This window comes from Clostridium sp. CS1-1 (assembly GCF_056135525.1).
In genome coordinates this window covers 2,633,439-2,654,286 of sequence record NZ_CM148680.1, presented here as the reverse complement: position 1 = coordinate 2,654,286, position 20,848 = coordinate 2,633,439, and the positions used below count along the sequence as shown (strand labels likewise).

The following is a 20,848-nucleotide window of genomic DNA, read 5'->3' as shown; positions in this document are numbered from 1 at the left end:
TAAATTATATAATAAAGCAAAAATTTGGAGGTTTTTTATGCTTATTCATGTAGTTAAAGCAGGAGAATCACTATGGCAAATTTCAAATTATTATCGTGTGCCAATAAATAAGATAGTAGTTGCAAATGAATTGCTAGATCAAAATGAACTAATTATTGGCCAATCATTAGTTATTCCAACAGAAGTTGCTATTCATAAAGTAAGAGCTGGAGAATACTTATGGGAAATTGCACAAGATTATGGAACTACCATTCAAGCTATCATTAACGATAATTCTATTGTAAATCCTAATAATATTTATCCTGGACTTACATTATATATTAGAGCTCCAAGGCACACAGTTAAATTAGGAGAATCTCTTTACCAAATTGCACAAAAATATAATGTTTCACTTCAATCCTTAATAAAGGTAAATGATATTGTCAATCCAAGTTTGGTTATTCCTGGTACTATATTAGTTATTCCTCGAAAGCGCAGACCTAACATGGAGGTAAATGGATATATCTATCCTACAGGTGAATCGCCGACTTCAATTTTAGCGAGAGAGGGTAAATATTTAACTTATATAAGCCCCTTTGCATATAGAATTAGGGAGGATGGTAGTCTTCAGTCTATAGAGGATATCTCAGCTATTACTGCTTCAAAGCCTTACAATGTAGTTCCAGTGATGGCTATTGCTAATTTTACATCAACGGAACTTGGACATAATCTTGCACATGTAGTTTTATCAAATACCGAAATTCAGCAGCGCCTACTTACAAATATTATCAGTATAATGAAGGAGAAAGGCTATAAAGGTATAAATATTGACTTTGAGAATGTACTTCCAGACGATCGTGAACTTTATAATCAATTCCTTCAACGGGCTGTGGATCGTCTGCATGAGCAAGGCTTCTTTGTTTCAAGTGCCTTAGCGCCCAAAATAGGTGAAAGTCAACAAGGTTTACTATATACAGCACATGATTATAAAGCTCATGGAAGAATTCTTGATTTTGTTGTTTTAATGACCTATGAATGGGGATATCGAATGGGACCACCACAGCCAATTTCCCCATTAAATGAAATCAAACGTGTCCTTGACTATGCTGTTTCCGTTATTCCAAGAGAAAAGATCTTTTTCGGTTTTCAATTATATGCTAGAGATTGGCTACTACCTCATGTTCAAGGTCAAGAAGCTCAAACCTTTAGTATGCAAGAAGCCATAAAGCGAGCATTAAGATATGGTGCTGTTATACAATATGATATAGTAAGTCAGACTCCGTTTTATCGCTATAAAGATGAGCAAGAAAGAATGCATGAGGTTTGGTTTGAAGATGCTCGAAGCGCTCAAGCAAAATTTGATACTGTTAAAGATTATAATTTAAGAGGTATTAGTTATTGGGCTTTAGGTTTTCCATTTCCTCAAAATTGGGCATTACTTGAAGATAACTTCACAATTAGAGAGCTAGTGTAAAAGTAAATCAAGGTTAAAGCTTGCTAGTTAATTTCCAATGCAAATAAAAAAGAGAGGATGTCCTCTCTTTTTTTCTTTGCAGTTGTGCTGTCTGGTTTTCATTACTATTTAAAGGATCCTTTTTAACAATAATTATGTAATAATTATACCTGTAAAATAGAACAATATATATATAAAGAATAAAGGAGGCATGACTTATGGATAAAAAGTTATCTAAAGATGCATATGGTGGTGTAGCTGGAAAAGACTATGTTCCGTACATTTCCAGTGGCTCTAGATCTGGTGGAAACGGTGCTGTATTAATAATTGGTATTATTTTAGCTGTTTTGTTTGCAGCATCTACTGCCTATTCAGGTATGAAGTCAGGGCTTACAGTTGCCGCTGGTATACCAGGTTCTATAATAGGTTCTGGCTTCATAGCTGCATTTGCTAAACAAAAAGGTATCCTTGGCAAAAACTTAGTTCAAGGAATGGCAAGTGGTGGAGAATCTGTTGCAAGTGGTATAATATTCGTTTTACCAGCAGTTCTTTTAATAGGTTCTCAAGTTTCATTCTTAGAAGGTTTTGCAGTTGGTATAGGTGGAGTACTATTCGGTATAGGAATAGCTTCTATTGTTTACAATTACTTAATAGTTGAAGAACATGGTAAGTTAATGTACCCTGAGTCAATGGCCATATCTGAAACACTTGTTGCTTCAGAAGGTGCTGGGGAATCAATGAAGTACATGGTAATTGGGTTCGGAATAGGAGGTATTATAACTGTTATAACTAGTTCGTTTTTAAATGTAGCTAACAACGTTATAAGCTACGTGAACGAAACCTTCTACAAGTGGAAGTTTGAAGTTGAAGTTAATCCTTTATTATTAGGTATAGGATTCATAGTTGGTTTAGACGTTTCTTTAACTATGTTTGCTGGTTCTATATTATCAAACTTTGCTATTTTGCCTCTAATAGGTTACTTCTCTGCTCTTGGAAAAGAAGGTTCAGTTGTATGGAACAATCCTAGTGTTGCCATAAATGCTATGCAAGTTAAACATATAGCTGGTAGTTATGTAAAATATATAGGCGCTGGTATGATGCTTTCTGGTGGTTTAATAGGTGCTATAAAGCTTATACCTACTATAATATCTTCTATAAAAGAAACTCTTAGTGCTAAGTCTTCAAATAGTGAGAATAGTTCATCTGGTGGAAGCTTAATATTATTAGGTGGTATAATAATAGGTTTTATAGCAGGTTTCTTGATATCTGGTGGTAATATATTAATGGCAATAGCTGCTTCTATTTTATCATTATTCTTATCATTACTATTCGTTATAGTTTCTGGTAGATTAACTGGTACTATAGGAACTTCAAACCTTCCTGTATCTGGTATGACTATAGCTTCTTTAGTTCTTGTAACATTATTATTTGTTGTAATGGGATGGATAAATCAAGAAAACAATAAATCATTACTTTTATTTGGTACATTTATAGTTACTGCTATATCTATTGCTGGTGGTTATTGTCAATCACAAAAAGTTACTTTTATAATAGGTGGTAATAAGAATGAAATGCAAAAATATTTTGCTATAGCCAGTGTAGTTGGTGTTATAATAGTTGTTGGTACTATATTAGTACTTTCTAACCAGCTTGCAATGACTGGTGACAATGTTCCATTTGCGCTACCTCAAGCTAACTTAATGTCAACATTAACTGCTGGTATAATGTCAGGTAGTTTACCTTGGGGGATGATAATTGTTGGTGTTGTTATGGGATTTGTTTTGTTCTTATTAAATCTTCCTATAATGACGATTGCTATAGGCTTCTACTTACCAATAGCTACAACTTCTATAATATTAATAGGTGCACTAGTTCGTTTGTTTATAGAAAAAACTTCTCAATCTGAACAAGAAAAAGAAGTTAAAGTATCTAATGGTATAAGTTTATCTTCAGGTCTTGTTGCGGGTGGTTCTATAATAGGACTTATTGGGATAATACTTCAAGTATCTGGTGTTATAAAAGGTATTGAGCCAAGTGGATTTACTGCTTCTAATGGAATGGCATTTGTAATATTAGTAGCTTTATTTGTAGCTACTGCAATACCTATAATGAACGGTAAAGTGAAAAATGCCGAATAATAACGAAGAGGTTTTAAATATAATATTCAAAATCTCCGATAATTTAGAGTATGAAGTAGATAAGAGTAACACTGTAACTATACTTGAAAAACAAGATCATAAGATCCAAAAGTTCTTTAGAAAGCTTAAATTCAAGATTCCAGAATATAAAAAAACTTCTCTAGATGAATATGGAAGTTATGTGTTTTTACAAATTGATGGCAAGAAAACTGTAAAAGATATTGGAGAAAATCTAGAAGCAAAGTATGGTGATAAGGCTCGCCCACTTTATGAAAGATTATTGTTATTCTTAAACCATATCAACGTTAATTGTCATTACATAGAAAAATAAATTTCTAATACAAAAGATGGCACTGCATCATAGGTGCCATCTTGTTTATCTATATAGATAAGCAACACCGAAAGTAGACTTATCCTCCGAGACATAATACCAATTTTCGGTACGTTAAATATTTTTAAGAAGTCTAAAGCTCAGGATTTACGAAAAACTAAGAATCTTCGATAACTCGCTAACGCTCAGACAATCTAAGATTCTAAGTTTTTCATAAATCCTTCGCTAAGACTACTAAAAAATATTTAAATCTATCCTCAAATTGGTATTATTTCTCTCCGAATAAGTCTACTTTCTAATTTTGATATCTATATGAAAAAAATTTTGGATTTTTCCTAAAATACTATTGTACTGAAGATATAGAATACGCAAGCCCTTAAGCTTGAACTTGTAAGTAATCTTTATTATAATGGGTAAATAACACTACTTGAATAAAGGAGCTTTTAAATATATGAATTTTTATTTCGCACCTATGGAAGGGTTGACTGGTTACATTTATAGAAATGCCCATAATGCCTTTTTCAAAAAAATAGACAAATACTTTTCACCTTTTATTGTAGCAAATCAAAGCAATAGTTTTAAGACACGAGAATTAAATGATATTTTACCTGAAAACAACCAAGGTCTAGTCTTGATTCCACAATTGCTAACCAATAATGCAAAAGATTTTATACATACTTCAAAGAAAATAAAGCAATTTGGATATAATCATATTAATCTAAACTTGGGATGTCCTTCTGGAACTGTAGTTTCAAAAAATAGGGGATCTGGATTTCTTTCAAAAACAGAAGAACTTGATATGTTTTTAGAGGAAATCTTTTCTCAAGCAACAACAAAAATTTCAGTAAAAACTAGAATAGGAAAAGAACAACCAGAAGAATTTTATAATTTGATTGAAATATTTAACAAATATCCTATGGAAGAACTTATCATTCATCCTAGGATTCAAAAAGACTTTTATAAAAATAAGCCTAATCTCAAGGTTTTTAAGGACGCCTTGACATTAAGTAAGAATCCTGTTTGCTATAATGGTGATATTTTTACAGTCAAAGATTACAAGGAGTTTACGAATGATTTCAGTAGTGTAGAAACTTTGATGATTGGCAGGGGGTTATTAGCCAATCCTGGAATGATTAGTGATATTGAAAATAATAGTAAACTCGAAAAAAAATTACTAAAAGACTTTCATGATAAAATTTATGAAGATTATAAAAAAATACTTTTTGGAGATAGGAATGTCTTATTTAAAATGAAGGAATTATGGTTTTATATGCTTCCGATGTTTTCTAATAATGAAAAATATGCAAAAAAAATTAGAAAATCAGAAAGATTATACGATTACGATGCTGCAGTTTCAAGTTTATTCAGGGAACAGGACATTTTAGGAACTGAGGAAAATCCAAAGACTATATGACAAATAAAGCATTCAATTTTTAATCGGCGTGCATCTTTTGACAGAATTCTTTACAATTTAGCGATATTAAAACATTAACTCAATTGAGAAAGTCGCTAAATTGTACCAAAATTATAATTACTAGATAATGCAACCCAGGAACACATATGGCTGTATTGAAGAAATACGGTTTTTTTATTTTATTATCCTTTAAACTATGATAAGAGATTAACTAAATAAAATAATAAGGATCAAAGAATAAAAGTGCGATAGGGAAATGTTCAACTCTATCGCACTACTCTATTTATGATGTTTTTTGAATTTCAAGCATCTTTGTCATCTTATGAATCATAGGTGGAGCATCCATTTTAGGAGCAAATATTTCAATTAAGCACAATCTTTCATTACACTGAGTTTCTGCCTGCTTAATTGCTTCGTCAAGTTCTCCATTTGTATAAACCTTTGCTGTATATGAGTCTCCTCCAAAGGCTTCTATTAGCTTTGAGTAGTCCCAGGAAGGTAAATCATTATAATGAGTGTTTTTTTCAGCTACATTAAGATATTTTTCGATGGTGTATTCTTTGTTGTTAACCAAAAATATAATAGGTTTACAATTATTATTCAGCATAGAGCTAAACTCTTGAACAGTCATTTGATTAGAGCCATCTCCCACAAACAGGATTACACGTCTGTTTTTTGCTGCTAAACAGGCACCAAAGGCTGCAGGGGTTCCGTAACCTATACTGCCCCAACCACCCTGAGTTATATATGTTGCGCCTTTTGGTAGTTTCAATTGTGATATTCCAAACTCAAGAGTACCAGTATCTGCAATGAGTATGTCATTTTCTTTAAGCATTTTTTGAAAGCGTGGATAATAATATTTTGAGGAAACATCCTCATCTAATGATATATTGTCATCATTATAAGGTGAAGCTGCAGCTCTAACATAGTCTGTTTTTTTATTAATCCTTGTCAAAAGTTCATTTAGCATATCTTGTATTAATATATTTTCATATACTGCCATACCTACCTTCACATGATCAGAATGAATCTCTATAATATTTAAAGGATTTAACTTTGCAGTAAAGGAACCAGTATTGTAGTCCGACCACATAGTACCAACAGCTAAAATACAGTCAGAAGCTTCAACTATGTTCTGAACTTCTTTGCTTCCAAGATCTCCAGCATATAGTCCAATAAAGTTCTTATGACTCTCATCAAATGAACCTTTGCCCATCAGCATAGTGGCCACAGGCAGGTTCAGTTTATCTACTAACTGCTGAACTTGAGTCTGAAGGTTATATCTTGATACGTTAATGCCAGAAATAAGAACCGGTCTTTGTGCTTGGTTTATTACCGTACCTATATGTTGTATTGCGGCCTGTAAGGAATTTTGATTTGTCTGCTTAGTCATAGGGTTAACATCTCTATTGATTATAGGTTGATTGGCAACATCAGTTGCTATAAGCAGGTATACAGGTTTTTTTGTTTCCTTTGCTTTTTGAATAGCTGCCTTAATCTCAAAAGCTGCATTTTCAGGAGTTATTGTTGCTGTGTATTCAGTCAAGTGTTCATAAACTTTTCTAAAAACATCAAAGTCACCATCTAATAAGGTGTGGTGCATTTGTTTATGTTCTTGCTGATCCCTTGTTTTGGGGCCTCCAACTATATGAATAACAGGCACATTTTCTGCGTAGGAGCCTGCAATAGCATTACAAGCACTTAATTCACCTACTCCAAAAGTAGTTATTAAGGCACTTATTCCCTTAACTCTTGCGTAGGCATCAGCTGCGTATCCAGCATTTAATTCATTATGACAATTAATGAAATTTGTACCTTCATACTTTTCAAGAATATCTAGAAGTGAAAAGTTATAATCGCCTGGAACTCCAAAAATTTCTGTAATGCCTTCCTTGTTTAGATAATCAAATAAATAATAACCAATAGTCTGCTTTAAATTAGATGAATTTTTACTATTCTCAGCCATTTTTTATCCTCCGTAGTTTTAAAATAGTTTCTTTAGCCTTTTGCACAATAATTCTGTCAATATAAATTTGAACCTTAATTTATTATTACCAGAATCATTGAGTTATACGATAAAGTGCTTGAATAAGTCTTAATTCTGTGGAAAGTAGTTCAACTGATTCTCTTCATGTTGTGATGAACATGGGAAATCAATTCTTTAGTTTCAATGAAATAACTATAGTAGGTATTCCCTAACTAATAGGTAGGGAATACCATGTTTATCAGATATTATCCTTCAATTTCAGTTGCAGTTAATACTATTGGTCCTACAACTGTTGCAGCTCCTGTAATAACTTGTGCAGTTAAAACATAGTGATGCTTTCCTGAACCTGGTTTATCTACCCAAGAAAAACTTGTGGTTCTGAAAGTTTGTATTTGAGGGTCCTCTTGTTCAGCACTGTCTCTTGTGCTAACTATTTCAGTTCCATCTCTGCGAATTCTAAATATAACAGTTACATCTTCAGCATTTGGTTTCCAGCCTACAGTTGCAGTTAATAATACAAAGTCATCAGCATCAACGCGTATTTTAAGATCTGCCAAATTTGTTTCTCTTACTTTACTGAGAGTTATATTTGCTACTCTAACTTCATCAAATACAAATTCTTCGAAAACTTCTTGATTACGTGTGATATTATTAGTAGTATGGGTTGTATTATTAGTGGTGTTATCAGTTGTATGAGTTGTTTGCTTATTATGGTGAGTATGCTTATTTCTAGGCATAACAACATCTCCTTAAACTTTTGTTATTAATTTAATAGGTGTACAGACCTACTAAACTAATAGCATTATATGATTAAGTTATTGAAATGTTACTGATAATTATGGATAGTATAAAATAAGCATTATATCCAGTCTACGCACAAATATAGCTATTTAAAGATAGATTAAGTTCCTTATATACAACATGAACATATAAAATTAACAACAAGAGGATGATTATATGAGTTTTTACTGCCAAGAATAATGTATAGTTAGTTAAACCGTAATATTCTTATTTTACTAATCAATCGTAAACCTACGGTAACTGAATATTAATATTTTACAAAGCCATAACAGTAAGATAGGTACAAATTCAAATTAAGAGTTAAAATTACTATGTAGAGTAAAACTAAAAAACAATTAGAAAGTCTTATATGACGAATTATCAACAAAGTTATTAATATGTTATACACATAAAGTAGTATAAAAAGAAAGGAAGTGAGTTTTAATGAGAGTTTGGTACTTGCTATACACTCTCTCGCTAAAGATAAGATATGAAACCATACAGTATATTAAATAACGTAATATTTTTAGATATAGAAACCAATGGTGCTAATGATAAAAGCCATAAAATTATAAAGATATGTGCTGTCAAGATAAAAGATAAGGTTGTTACAAAGTTTAGTACTTTAGTTAATCCAAATAAATTAGTAGCATTAAGTGTTTCTGAACTATTAAGAGGAATTACTCAAAAAGAACTAGATAGAGCACCACAGTTAAAAGATGCTATAAAAAAATTATTACTTTTTGTAGAGGACCTTCCGTTAGTTTATCATAATGAAGTCTTTGAAGAGAATTTTCTTAAGGTAGACAATGAATTTTTGGATTCAATAGAGCTTCTGGCCATACTTTTTCCAGAGCTTACGGACTTCAATCTCCAATATTTATTAAAGAAGTTTATTCATAATTATAAGGAAGAAAACAGTAGAGTCCTTAGTTATGCAGAAGATATAATCATGATGCTTAATTATGCAATCAGCAGCTTTTTTTATGAAAATGGGTATTCACTACCAATGAGCCTTACAGAACTTGAAGTATGGTGTTGGTATAAGTATCTTACAAAGGTAAATATGGAGCATGTAAAAGGCTTCATAGAAAATAAACCTTCTGAACTCGAAAAGAAAGTCACTGAACCATATCCTGTTTTTGCACTGAAAGATTATGAAAAACTTTTTGAAAAGGGAGAGATTTGGAGAAGAAATGGAAAAGGATACAGCTTAAGACCACAGCAGAAAGATGCGTCAAAATTTATACGAGAAGGGCTAGAAGAAGGAAAAATTACAATAATGGAAGCACCAACTGGCCTCGGAAAAAGCATGGCTTATTTGCTTCCAGCTTCAATATATACATATCTTAAAGAAGAAAAAGTTATTATATCTACTAACACAAAAGGGCTGCAAAATCAGTTGGTAGAGAAGGATATTCCTAATCTTTTAGAAGCTTTAAATTTAAAGAGGGATGTAAGCTATACCTTGATAAAAGGGAAAAGTAATTATCTCTGTTTGGATAGATTTGGAGATATAGAATATCCAAAGGATATGAAAACTCTTATTGGCTATGTTTATTTGAAAAGACTAATAAGTGAAAAGGGAATTGGAGAGGTAGAAGAAATAAACCCTATCATAATAGAAAGATTAAACTTAAACTCCTTAATAAATGAGTGTAATTGCGACTCAGAGCTTTGCGATGTGGGTGTTTGTAAGTATAAGGACCGGTGTTATTATGCAGCAAGGGTGGAGTCCTTAAAGGAGTCTCAGCTTATTGTTGTAAATCATTCCTTATTATTAAAGTGGCCCTACAAAGGTATCCTTCCTCTTGAAAATATTGTGGTAGACGAAGCACATAATCTCACTCAGGAGGCCTATGATGCTTTTGAAAGTTCTCTAGTTTCTTATGAATTTGAAAGATATCTAAAAGAGATATATAATAGCACAGAAAAAAGCGGATACTTATATTATTTATCAAAAAGAACTAAAAAGGACGCTTTGCCTTTAAGCGAGATAGAATCATGGATAGAGCAGTGTGTACGTCAGGTTTACAATATTAAAGCCGCCTTTGAAAACTATATTTCTACTAGTGGTATAAGCAAAGATTACAATATCAAGGAGCATTTAAATAAAGACAATCCTAAGATAGCAAGTATAATAAGATATTTGGAATATCTTAAGGAGAATCTAAGTAGTTTAAATGTAAATTTAGAGAAAGCCGTATCTGTTTTAAAGGCGATATCTACTCTTGAAAAGGATAAACGTCTTAAAATATTAATAGAAAAAGTGGAAGGTATAAATAGCTATAATAGACTCATAGAGGATGTAGTGCTTCAAAGTGAGGAAGGCTATTGTTTTTACTTTGAAGTAGACAAATTCTTTAAGTGGTGGAAGATATCAAGTATCCCTTTAGATGTATCAGGTGCTTTTTACGAAAAAGTTCTAAATGGTGCTAAGAGCTGCCTTTTTGTATCTGCGACTTTAAGTTCGGATAATGGATACAATAGTTTAAAAAACACCTTAGGAATAAATATTGTAAAGTCACAGAATAAAGAGATAGTAGAAGTTCCCCCTATAAAACCTGTGTTTGACTATAAAGGTAAGAGTGCAGTCTATGCTATAGAGAATATTGATCCTAATGATGTCGGCACATTTTCAGAAGAAATGAAGAAGTTTGTTATAGAACTTTTATCTGAGGTTGATGGTAATGTTATTATTCTTTTCACCAGTAGAAAAAGACTTGAGGCTTTTAAAGAAGAGGCCTCAGAAAATTTGAAAACTTTAGGCGTAACTGTGGTAGATGGGAAAAAGGATATAGAAAAATTGAAATCTAGAGATGAAAGATATATTCTACTAGGGTCAAAGGGATATTTTGAAGGGATAGATATTCCGGGGGATATCATGACCACAGTGATTTTAGATAAAGTACCAAATGTGAATAGTAAGGAGCCCTTTTATAAGTCTTTAATAGAAAATCAAATTGAAAGAGGAAAAAACTATTGGCAGGCCTATGCAAAAGTGAATTTCCCAATAGTATCTATAGATTTAAAGCAAATTTACGGAAGAATTATAAGAACTGAGTATGACTATGGTTCTCTATTTATTATGAGCAAATTTGATAGTAACAACGCCACAGTAAAAAAACTTGAAAATCAGCTTCATGGAGTTCCTATTATTAGAAAAGAAGGGAATGAAATCTTTAGAGATTTAAAGCTGAGGGTAACAAGATGGAAACAAATAAATCTTTATAAAATAATGAAAGAAGTTAAACATTCCTTAAAGAAAGCCATTTCAGAGGAAAAGAGGTGCAAGAAGAATATAAACCTTGAAAGAGTTCAAGAGTTTATAAACGAATTTATGTCTCTAGAGTATAGTAAAAGAAATCTGAAGTATGATGTAAATATCTATTTAGTTAACGGAGTAAATATTTATATTAATGGTGAATCAGTAAAATTAGGTGCAGTAAATAGAACAAAAATAACCCAGTATTTTAAGGATATTATTTAGAGACGACGATTATTTTTGATGATACTAAGGAAGTTTCCACGTAGTTTATTTGTACTAAGAAGAGGCAGCTTTGGGTTCTTTGCTTTACTGGTAGGAGTTCTTGGACTGCTAAGTGTCGCCATTATATTTATCAATGTTTCTGTGCAGACCTTTATACAAAAATCAACACCCAACTAATACATGTTTCAAATGTTTTCAATAATAAAGTTGCAAATTGTATTATCCGTTTTTTAGTACGCATATTTATATTTAATTTGAAGAGGATTCTGGAAAGATAAAGACTCCTCTTACTTCGTTTCGCGTATTATTTATTCTTTTGTGGCAAAAAAGCCAGTTGAATATGTAAGTCACAGAAAAACAATAGTAAATTTCTTTATTTTGGCTGTTATGTAATTGTTTTATGTTTTGGTGTAGTATTGATGTGCTATTTAGGCTATCTTGGTTAATTAAATGTGCAAAAGTGAGTTAATGCTAATAAATAAAGTATGCCTTTTCATATAAATTATGAATTTTAAAGTGCATTATTTGATGAAGTAATAGAGATACTAAATAATGAGTGAGACAAAGATGAGCAGAAAAACAAAAAAATTACTTGTTTTTGATAATAGCGCTCTACTTGATAATCTCAAACAAAAATATAGGTGATATAAATCTCATATATCAAAAAAATAGTGTTTTTCTAAGGAGGATAATTATGAAAACAGGTACAGTAAAATTTTTCAACACAGAAAAGGGATTCGGCTTTATTGAAACTGAGGGAGAAAAAGACGTTTTTGTTCATTCTTCAGCACTTCGTGGATTTAGCCTTCAAGAAGGAGATAAGGTTCAATTTGATGTTGAAACAGGTGCAAAAGGCCCTCAGGCAACCAATGTTGAAAAACTTTAAACATATCTTTGAGATATAGTTTTATAGTATATAATAACCAAAATATATAATCACTAATTTTACCACCTTTATCAAGGTGGTTTTTTGTTAAATTAATTTATTAAATTTTTAAAATTACAAATACTAAAAAGAAAAACAGAAAGAAGGGTTACTATGGAAAGTAAAGGATTTAGCGAATTAGGTCTTGACGAGAATATTCTTAAAGCTTTAGATGTAATGGGATTTGAGGAACCCTCAAAGATTCAAGCTGAGGTAATACCGATTCTCTTAGAAGGGCACGATGTAATCGGGCAGGCGCAAACTGGAACTGGAAAGACATTGGCATTTGCAGCGCCAATCTTGAGCATGTTTGACAGGTCAGAGGGGAAGATAAATAGTATCATACTAACTCCTACAAGAGAACTTGCTATTCAGGTAAATGACGAACTCAATCGTATAGCTAAATTTACAAAAGTTAAACTAATTCCTGTATATGGCGGGCAACCTATTGAAAGGCAGATTTCTGCTTTGCGTAGAGGCATAGATATAGTGGTAGGTACTCCAGGAAGAGTGCTTGACTTAATTAGAAGAAAGGTCTTAGATTTAAGCGCTATTCGATTCCTTGTATTGGATGAAGCGGACGAAATGCTTAACATGGGTTTTATTGATGATATAGAAGAAATAATAAAAAATTCTAACAAAGACAGGCAGACAATGTTGTTTTCAGCCACAATGCCTGAAGAGATCAAAAAGCTTGCTAAAAGATATATGAAACCCGAAGCGAAACATATAGCTATTTCAAAAGGTACAATGACGGTATCCTCAGTGGACCAGTACTATTATGAAGTTAAAAGCAGGGAGAGATTTGAATCACTTTGCAGGATACTCGATGTAGAGGAACCTTCCTCCGCTATTATCTTTTGCAAGACTAAGAGAGGCGTGGATGAGCTGGTGGAAGGCTTACAGAGTAGAGGCTATGGTGCTGAAGGAATGCATGGTGACATGAACCAAAACCAGAGAATAAATGCCTTGAGAAGGTTTAAAGAGGGAGCTACGGAGTTTCTGATAGCTACTGATGTAGCTGCAAGAGGCATAGATGTTGAAAATGTAACTCATGTAATAAATTACGATTTACCTCAGGATGTAGAATCTTATGTTCATAGAATTGGTAGAACTGGTAGAGCAAATAAGGAAGGTGTTGCCTACACACTGGTTACTGCAAGGGAATATACATCTCTTAAACATATTGAAAAGGCCACGAAGAGTAAAATAAGAAGAAGAGAGATTCCAACAGTAGATGAAATATTTGTTTCCAAGTATAAAAATATGTTATCGAGGATAAAAGAAACCTTGGAGGAGGATAGCTATAAGAGATTTATTCCACTGGCTACAGAGCTTGATGAGGAGTTTAGCCTTGTGGAAGTAGCAGCCGCTTTAATGCATATGCTATACAGTAAAGAGGTGAGCTATGACTACACTGAAAATGCAATAGGTTCAGCGTCAGAAAATAAGAGATTATTTTTAACTGTAGGACGCATGGATAAAATTAATCCAAAGATGTTAGTGGAATTCTTTAATGAAACTGCTAGTGTAAACAAAGAAGATGTTGGAGATATTGATATTCTTGAAAAATTTTCTTTTGTAAATGTAACAGAGGCAGCAGCAGAATCTATAATAAAGCATTGCAGTGGAAAGAGGTTCGCTGGAAGAAGGTTAAATATTGAAATTTCAACAAAATCAAAGGGATAACCTAAGCAAGAGTTTTATTATCTATATACCTTCACTGAAATGGACTGAAGATTGGTTAAGTAGAGAATAAATTTCACATAAAACATACTTGATGCTATAGCCAAAAGTGTCAATAATGTAAGATAAACCGACATAAAGGATTGCTTATGTGCAGTCCTTTTCAAATTTCGTAACATATAAAGTATAAATCACATAACTTAATAATATTATGTGATTTTCTAATGAAAGTATGCGTTATTCTTCTCACCATTTCCTCTAAACAATATTTTCATTTTTGAATAGAGGAGAATAAAACATGACGTAGTGTGGTCAGGTTATACCTGTTACTATTAAAAATATTCCACGTACACAATATGGGAGAAATAAAATAAAAAAGTTATATAAAGGAGAAAAACTATGATTGAAAAGATTAGACAACCTATTGAAACATATTTTACCTCAACTAGTGATTCAGATAAAAGGGCTTTTCTTTCAATTAAAATGTAGGATAGAAGGTCATCAATTGATATGAAAAATCCCAATAAAAAACTGGATTCCGTACTTGCGAAATTCAATTTTTTATTGGGATTTTCAGACAGATGTAGTAAGGTCAATTACACCTTATGCTTTGATTGCCCAACGCAATTTAGCACAACTTGCACGACTATTGGCACGACATTCTCCAGCTGATGGACGAATTGGCTCACGTGCTATATCTGAGTAAACGCCTTCACGGAAAAAGTGTTGAAAAGATTTTTTAACGCGGCGGTCTTCTCCTGAGTGAAATGTAAGTATGGCAACGCGCCCACCGGTCGCTAAAACATTCGGAAGTTTTTCTAAAAATTCATCTAACACTTCGAACTCCTTATTGACATTAATTCGCAGCGCTTGAAAGGTTCGCTGACAGGATTTTTTAATGTCATCCTCTTTGACTTTTGGCACATATTTCAGAGCATCTTTGATGATATTTCGGAGCTGCTTTGTTGTGGATATATCAATACCTTTTTTTATGCTGGAAAGAATGGCGCGAGCGATTGGTGCAGAATGAGGCTCGTCAGCATTCTCAATGAGCATATCTTCTATTTCGAATAATGTCATTTCTTTTAAAAGATCTGCTGCAGAGGTACCCGTTTTTGGATTAAGCCTTAAATCCAATGGCCCTTCAGCCTTAAATGTAAACCCTCTTTCAGGATTGTCTATTTGCATGGAAGAAACCCCCAAATCCGCCAATACAAAATTAAATGACTCTGATTCAGAAGTGATTTGATCTATTTGGGAAAAATTCAATTGCTTAATCTCTAAAACTTCGGAGCCATAACCCAAACGTTCTAAACGTTCTTTAGTGCGTGGTAATTCAATGGGATCTACATCAATTGCATACAAGTGCCCCTTTGAATCTAAACATTTAAGCATCTCTAAAGTATGGCCGCCATAACCTAGTGTTGCATCTAAACCGGTTTGGCCCGGTGTGATTTGTAGAAATTCCAATATTTCTTTAACGCAAATTGAAATATGCATACCGGCAGGAGTGCAGCCCTTCTGAATAATCTTTGCTACATCATCAGAATATTTCTCAGGCTGCAGTTCCTTGTATTTTTCTTTGAAATTCTTAGGGTGAGTGCCTTTATATCGAGTACGTCTCTGATGTTTAGGCTCTTTCTCATCCAATGTGTTATCTGCGCTCATTTTCTTACCTCGTTTTTATAATATATTTTGTACTTTTGTTACAAATTATATAATAGCAGATGCAGTTTATTGAAGCAATACCAACAATTTAGAGTCTAATTTTCTGGTTAAATGTCTATTTAATATTCAAAAGTATCTTCTTTGTTTAAGACTTCTATAAAGTAATCTATATCTTCTTCTTTTACAATTAGAGATGATTCAAATTTCAGCACTGCAGAATTGTTGGCTGTAAACCCACATAAGATTTTATATTTCCTTAGCATTTTTAAGTTTGCCATAGGTCTTATCACAAATTTCTTGTTTCACTGAAACGGAACCTACTGGTATTAATACTGACATTTAAATAATTATGAGACTGTATAGACTGCGTAAATAGACACCTTATGGCTCTTTCCAAGGTTAGCTGAGGAAAATACTTTTCTGAATGATAAAGGATTAATATATTCAGAAAATACATAAGTTATTTATATATTTTCGTAAACAGTTCAAATACATCTACACAAAGTTCACACATCATTAACTAATTATTAATCAATTGTTCATAATATAAAACGTTTTCAGTTTTGTGTTTTTAGGAGAAGAAGAGTATTATAAAACTATAAGACAATTGATAAAAGTAATCAGTTGATAATTAAAATCAATGAATAAAATGCATTAAGTACAAAAGAATAATTATATAATAAAATTTATCTAATGCCAAGAATTCTGTTTATGAAACAATTATAATGATACTGGTAATATTAAATGTGATTTTGCAAATTTGAAGGTCTGTTTATTTTAACCTGCCTAAAACCATTGTAATTGTATGGTGTAATATTGAACTTTTTAAGAAAACGGCACAGTAGATTGAGTTTATGCAATGTTATTATTTATATGAATGTTTAGATAAGGCGTGAATATATCTAAACTGGAAGGAGCGGAATATGTCAATACAAATTATATCAACAGGTAGTTATTTGCCAGAATTAATAGTATCTAATGATGATATGACTGAATTTTTGGATACTAGTGACGAATGGATAGCATCTCGTTCTGGAATTAAGAATAGGCATATAGCTACATATGAAACAACTACTTATATGGGAGCAAAAGCCGCAAAGCTTGCATTGAAAAATAGTGGATTAGAACCTAACGATATTGATTTAATAGTGTGTGCAACTGTTACTCCAGATACTTCTGTACCTATGGTAGCTGCAAATATTCAAAAAGAATTAGAAATTGAAAGTGCTGTTGCATTTGATATGAATGGTAATTGTTCAGGTTTCGTATATGCAGTAACTATTGCTGAGAGTATGATGAAAAATTGTGGATATAAAAATGCAATAGTTGTTGGTTCTGATGTTAACAGCCAGATATTAGATTGGAGTGATAGGTCTACCTGTGTAGTTTTTGGAGATGGTGCAGGTGCTGTAGTTCTATCAAACACTGAAAAAAGAGGAATAATTTCATCTTATCTCAATAATATAATAGATAAGGATGAGGCTTTATCCTGCAAGAATGTATTGGATAAAACACCTTTTTATAATAATGAACAAAAAGAGAATACAAAAGTTAAAATGAAAGGTCAAAATGTAATGCGTTTTGCTGTAAGAGCATTGACTGATGCAGTTGAAATTGTGACCCAAAAGGCTAACATTTCATTGGACGATATAAAGTTTATTGTGCCACATCAGGCAAATAAAAGAATTATAGATTCGGCTGCTAAAACTATGGAAATAGATATAAATAAATTCTTTCTTAATATAGAAAAAATCGGTAATACCACATCAGCAAGTATCCCAATTGCACTTGATGAAATGGTTAGAAACAATCTTATTAACCGAGGCGATTTGATTTTGTTTGTGGCTTTTGGTGGTGGACTTTCTTCAGGTGCTATTCTGCTTGAGTGGTAATGTTAAAGATTCGTAAGTTTTCTTTTAAATGTTTCACTAATCGTAAATCCACGATATTTGAACAATCATAAAAGAGACGGCATATTTTAAGGCACAGTTCCTTAAAATACGCCGTCTTCTTCTAATGTGAAAAGAAATTTCATATTCTAACAGGGGAAAAACAAACCGCCGGATAACCGGCGGTCATGATTGAAATTGGAACTATATGTTCTGTTTCCTATCTTTGCTCTTCAAACTGTCTTAAAAGTTTAACAAATAACTCAGGAACCTTTGCTAGTTTTTCAGGAGTTTCTACAAAGGAAATACGGAATTGTGTGCTTCCTGGATTTTGCTCACCTTGTTTAACATTATAGAATCCCTTCATAGGTGCTACAAGAAGTGTAGTTTCAACTCCATCTATGTTAACGGATCCTTTACCTGCACAGTATAGAACAAAGTCAATTGCATCAAAGCCAGGCTTTACTACATTTCTAACATCAATTACTGAGTAAATTGATGCAGCAGGACTGGAAACGATTAACTTAGGCTCCTGCTCTTTAAGACCGTTATATACTGTCATTATTTGTTTTTTGTAGTATTCTCTAATATTCTGGCACCAGTCAGCAATTTGTTCCTTGCTTTCATGTGCTAATGCACCGAATATATATTGACCGATTACGTTTGCACAAAGGTTTGCAGTATATTCTGCTATAGAACGATTGTTGAATTCAGCATTATCTGTGATTAATGCACCGATTCTTAAACCACAAGCATTCCATACCTTTGATGCAGTTTCGATACTGATTCTTCTGCCTTCGATTCCAGGTACATCTGCATCAGTGATTCCCCAGATGCTCACAAGTTCGCCGCCTTCTTCATAGTAGAGCTCTCTATAAGCCTCATCACTTACCATCCACATATTGTACTTCACGCACAATCCAGCTAGTTGCTTAAGTGTTTCATAATCATAGTACTGTCCTGTAGGATTGTCATAAGGTATTACAAGAAGTGCTCCAGGATTATGTGCTTTAATTGACTCTTCAATTTTATCAAGTTCTGGAAGACTGAATGTGCCGGTCTCGCCTAAATTACGTTGTACTGTAACTATTTTACGTGCGATTCTTTCTGCAAAAGAAATATAATTAGTGTAGGCTGGGTCGATTACCATAAGTGGCTTGTCGCCAGTTGCTGCAGCACCACAAACACCAATTAATAGCAATTCCATAGCAGTAGATCCTCCGTCAGTTACCTGAACGAACAATTTGCTTGTATCAAAGCCTTCACACTTAAGGATGTTCTTAAATGCATCTTGGCACTCTTCAAAACCAGCAGTAGTTGAATATCTTACAACACCCTTTGCAAATGGGCTTTCAGGTGCGCCAAGTTCAAACATTCTTTTCTGCATAGCAGGGTTTGTAGGAAGAGAAACATTACCGATACCTACATTGATTACTGCTTCAGGCTTAACTTCACGCTCCTCATATTTCATTTGTGCCAATCGAACATCGGATGGTATCCTTGATTCGAAGTGAGCTGATAATATTGGTTTATTCATTATTAAAACCCCTTTTCATAAAGTATTTTTGATTTTCTCAGCACATTAACTTATGTGCTACACTATAACTTTCGTTCCCCAATATCATTTTAACATCAATTGGTGTTAATTTCACTTTTTTTTATTAACTTTAACAAAAAAGTTATTTTCTGATGATATATTATCTAATAGGAGTAAGTTAATTTTCGGAAAACAGTAAATATCTCTTTCCACAAAACTGTATTAAGGGGGACTATAGAAATAGAGTATTACAAATATTTATATGATAAAAATTAAAAAAGTATCCATTGGTTTAGTTATTACTTTAGCATATATGTAATAGTGAATTTTTTAATATAATTAACTTTATAGTAGGTGATAATAACTATAAAGGCATTTAAGTGGATTATTAAAAAGATTTAAGGAGGAATTACATATATGGAAAAGGCTCTATTAGACACATTAATGAGAGGTATTTTAGTCTATATTTTAGCATTGTTTTTGACTAGAGTTATGGGCAGGAAACTTATTTCTCAAATGACGTTTTTTGATTTTATTATGGGAGTATCAATGGGTTCAATAGTTGCAAATGCAGTTGTGGGGCAACAGTTTACATCAATATCTGCTACAACAGCATTTGTAACCTTATCTATCCTAACAGTAACATCAGGATATTTACACGTTAAAAGCTTTAGACTAAGAAAGTTAATAAACTCTGAACCAGTTACTTTAGTTGAAAATGGAATTATTGTAGAGGAAAATATGAAGAATATAAAATTAACAATTAATGAATTAATGATGAAGTTAAGAGAAAAGAATACTTTTAACTTGGCTGATGTGGAGTTTGCAATAATGGAAACAGATGGAGAAGTATCTGTGTTGCCAAAAGCAGATAAACAACCGCTTACACCTAAGGATATGAATATTCAAACAACAAGTTCAGGTCTCACAAGAGATATAATAATAGATGGAATTGTAATGGAGGAAAACCTAACTAGTGTAGGATTAGATATGAATTGGCTTACTACACAGCTTAATAGCCAAAATATCAAAGATGCTTCTGAGGTATTTTATGCAGGTTTAGATAACACGAAAAAGTTACATATCTCAAAAAAATCTAAAAATAACAGTGAACCTCATGGTAAATATGGTATTGAGTAGGAATGAAACAGATTAATATACTAGTCTTACTTGGGTTTCTATCAAACCTTTCCTGACTCTAGTTGAGGTATTTCCCATCGTTGCAATAATAACACATAGTATTTATACGGAATCCGCTTATCTACAATACTGTTCTCTTTTGGCAAAACTACAAAAGCACCTATAAGTCCCTGTGCTGCTTGCTGTTCTATCGTAGCATGGTAGAAGAAAGTTCTCTCCTGCCATGCTAAAAATTTGTAAGTGAAACTTTCACCTGACGTAATCTTAGGAGTACTTGGATATATATCGGGTGCTTCGCCTTGTGAATTCGGCTTTGAAAGACCATGTACGTGTAAGGTAGTAGGCTTATCTAATTTATTTTCTACTCTTATGTTTACCCATCCACCTTGTCTGTATTGTATAAATTTACATATTTTACTTGATATACATAG

General features: G+C 32.7%; 15 protein-coding genes. 9 read left to right on the top strand and 6 right to left on the bottom strand.

The genetic code is table 11. The features are described 5' to 3' along the window. Nucleotides 1–37 precede the first annotated feature (37 nt). From AC0N0V_RS12555 to AC0N0V_RS12540, 4 genes are all read left to right on the top strand, one after another. Entirely contained in the window at nt 38–1,453 is a 1,416-nt protein-coding gene (locus AC0N0V_RS12555; protein WP_474458249.1) for a glycoside hydrolase family 18 protein, read from the top strand. A 197-nt stretch (nt 1,454–1,650) separates the two neighbouring features. Beyond that, nucleotides 1,651–3,570 (top strand): OPT family oligopeptide transporter, encoded by a 1,920-nt coding sequence (locus AC0N0V_RS12550; protein WP_474458248.1) that lies wholly within the window; start codon nt 1,651–1,653, stop codon nt 3,568–3,570. Beyond that, entirely contained in the window at nt 3,560–3,901 is a 342-nt protein-coding gene (locus AC0N0V_RS12545) for a PqqD family protein (RefSeq protein WP_474458246.1), read from the top strand. Before AC0N0V_RS12550 ends, AC0N0V_RS12545 begins: the two co-directional genes overlap by 11 nt. A gap of 451 nt (nt 3,902–4,352) precedes the next feature. Beyond that, entirely contained in the window at nt 4,353–5,315 is a 963-nt protein-coding gene (locus AC0N0V_RS12540) for a tRNA dihydrouridine synthase (RefSeq protein WP_474458244.1), read from the top strand. Between the two features lie 283 nt (nt 5,316–5,598). Here the strand turns inward: AC0N0V_RS12540 and AC0N0V_RS12535 are convergent, their stop codons facing one another. Beyond that, nucleotides 5,599–7,281, bottom strand: a complete 1,683-nt coding sequence (locus AC0N0V_RS12535) for an alpha-keto acid decarboxylase family protein (protein WP_474458243.1) — start codon at nt 7,279–7,281, stop codon at nt 5,599–5,601. A gap of 266 nt (nt 7,282–7,547) precedes the next feature. Then, a complete protein-coding gene (locus AC0N0V_RS12530; RefSeq protein WP_474458242.1) occupies nt 7,548–8,039 on the bottom strand; it encodes a hypothetical protein in 492 nt (163 codons plus the stop codon). A gap of 533 nt (nt 8,040–8,572) precedes the next feature. Here AC0N0V_RS12530 and AC0N0V_RS12525 point away from each other — a divergent pair. The 3 genes from AC0N0V_RS12525 to AC0N0V_RS12515 all read left to right on the top strand — a co-directional run bounded on the left by AC0N0V_RS12525 (nt 8,573) and on the right by AC0N0V_RS12515 (nt 14,186). Beyond that, nucleotides 8,573–11,572 (top strand): helicase C-terminal domain-containing protein, encoded by a 3,000-nt coding sequence (locus AC0N0V_RS12525; RefSeq protein WP_474458240.1) that lies wholly within the window; start codon nt 8,573–8,575, stop codon nt 11,570–11,572. 694 nt (nt 11,573–12,266) lie between these two features. Further along, nucleotides 12,267–12,458, top strand: coding sequence for a cold-shock protein (locus tag AC0N0V_RS12520; protein WP_474458238.1), 192 nt, complete (start codon nt 12,267–12,269; stop codon nt 12,456–12,458). A 153-nt stretch (nt 12,459–12,611) separates the two neighbouring features. Next, nucleotides 12,612–14,186 carry a DEAD/DEAH box helicase gene (locus tag AC0N0V_RS12515; protein WP_474458236.1) on the top strand — a complete coding sequence of 525 codons (1,575 nt, stop codon included), beginning with the start codon at nt 12,612–12,614 and terminating at the stop codon, nt 14,184–14,186. A gap of 600 nt (nt 14,187–14,786) precedes the next feature. On the opposite strand, the gene rsmH is transcribed toward AC0N0V_RS12515, so the two are convergent. Both rsmH and AC0N0V_RS12505 read right to left on the bottom strand, forming a co-directional pair. Then, complete coding sequence (gene rsmH / locus AC0N0V_RS12510; RefSeq protein ID WP_474458234.1) at nt 14,787–15,851, bottom strand: 16S rRNA (cytosine(1402)-N(4))-methyltransferase RsmH; 1,065 nt, start codon at nt 15,849–15,851, stop codon at nt 14,787–14,789. 119 nt (nt 15,852–15,970) lie between these two features. Then, nucleotides 15,971–16,129 carry a hypothetical protein gene (locus AC0N0V_RS12505; RefSeq protein WP_474458232.1) on the bottom strand — a complete coding sequence of 53 codons (159 nt, stop codon included), beginning with the start codon at nt 16,127–16,129 and terminating at the stop codon, nt 15,971–15,973. A gap of 645 nt (nt 16,130–16,774) precedes the next feature. Here AC0N0V_RS12505 and AC0N0V_RS12500 point away from each other — a divergent pair. After that, nucleotides 16,775–17,743: a beta-ketoacyl-ACP synthase III gene (locus tag AC0N0V_RS12500; RefSeq protein WP_474458230.1), complete on the top strand. Its 969-nt coding sequence runs from the start codon at nt 16,775–16,777 to the stop codon at nt 17,741–17,743. A 217-nt stretch (nt 17,744–17,960) separates the two neighbouring features. Here the strand turns inward: AC0N0V_RS12500 and AC0N0V_RS12495 are convergent, their stop codons facing one another. Further along, nucleotides 17,961–19,277 (bottom strand): pyridoxal phosphate-dependent aminotransferase, encoded by a 1,317-nt coding sequence (locus tag AC0N0V_RS12495; RefSeq protein ID WP_474458229.1) that lies wholly within the window; start codon nt 19,275–19,277, stop codon nt 17,961–17,963. A 417-nt stretch (nt 19,278–19,694) separates the two neighbouring features. Between AC0N0V_RS12495 and AC0N0V_RS12490 the strand changes: the two genes are divergently transcribed. Beyond that, the gene (locus AC0N0V_RS12490) at nt 19,695–20,417 is read left to right on the top strand and encodes a YetF domain-containing protein (RefSeq protein WP_474458228.1); all 723 of its coding nucleotides are present in this window, start codon (nt 19,695–19,697) and stop codon (nt 20,415–20,417) included. Between the two features lie 41 nt (nt 20,418–20,458). On the opposite strand, the gene AC0N0V_RS12485 is transcribed toward AC0N0V_RS12490, so the two are convergent. Then, entirely contained in the window at nt 20,459–20,818 is a 360-nt protein-coding gene (locus tag AC0N0V_RS12485) for a multicopper oxidase domain-containing protein (protein WP_474464523.1), read from the bottom strand. Nucleotides 20,819–20,848 lie beyond the last annotated feature (30 nt).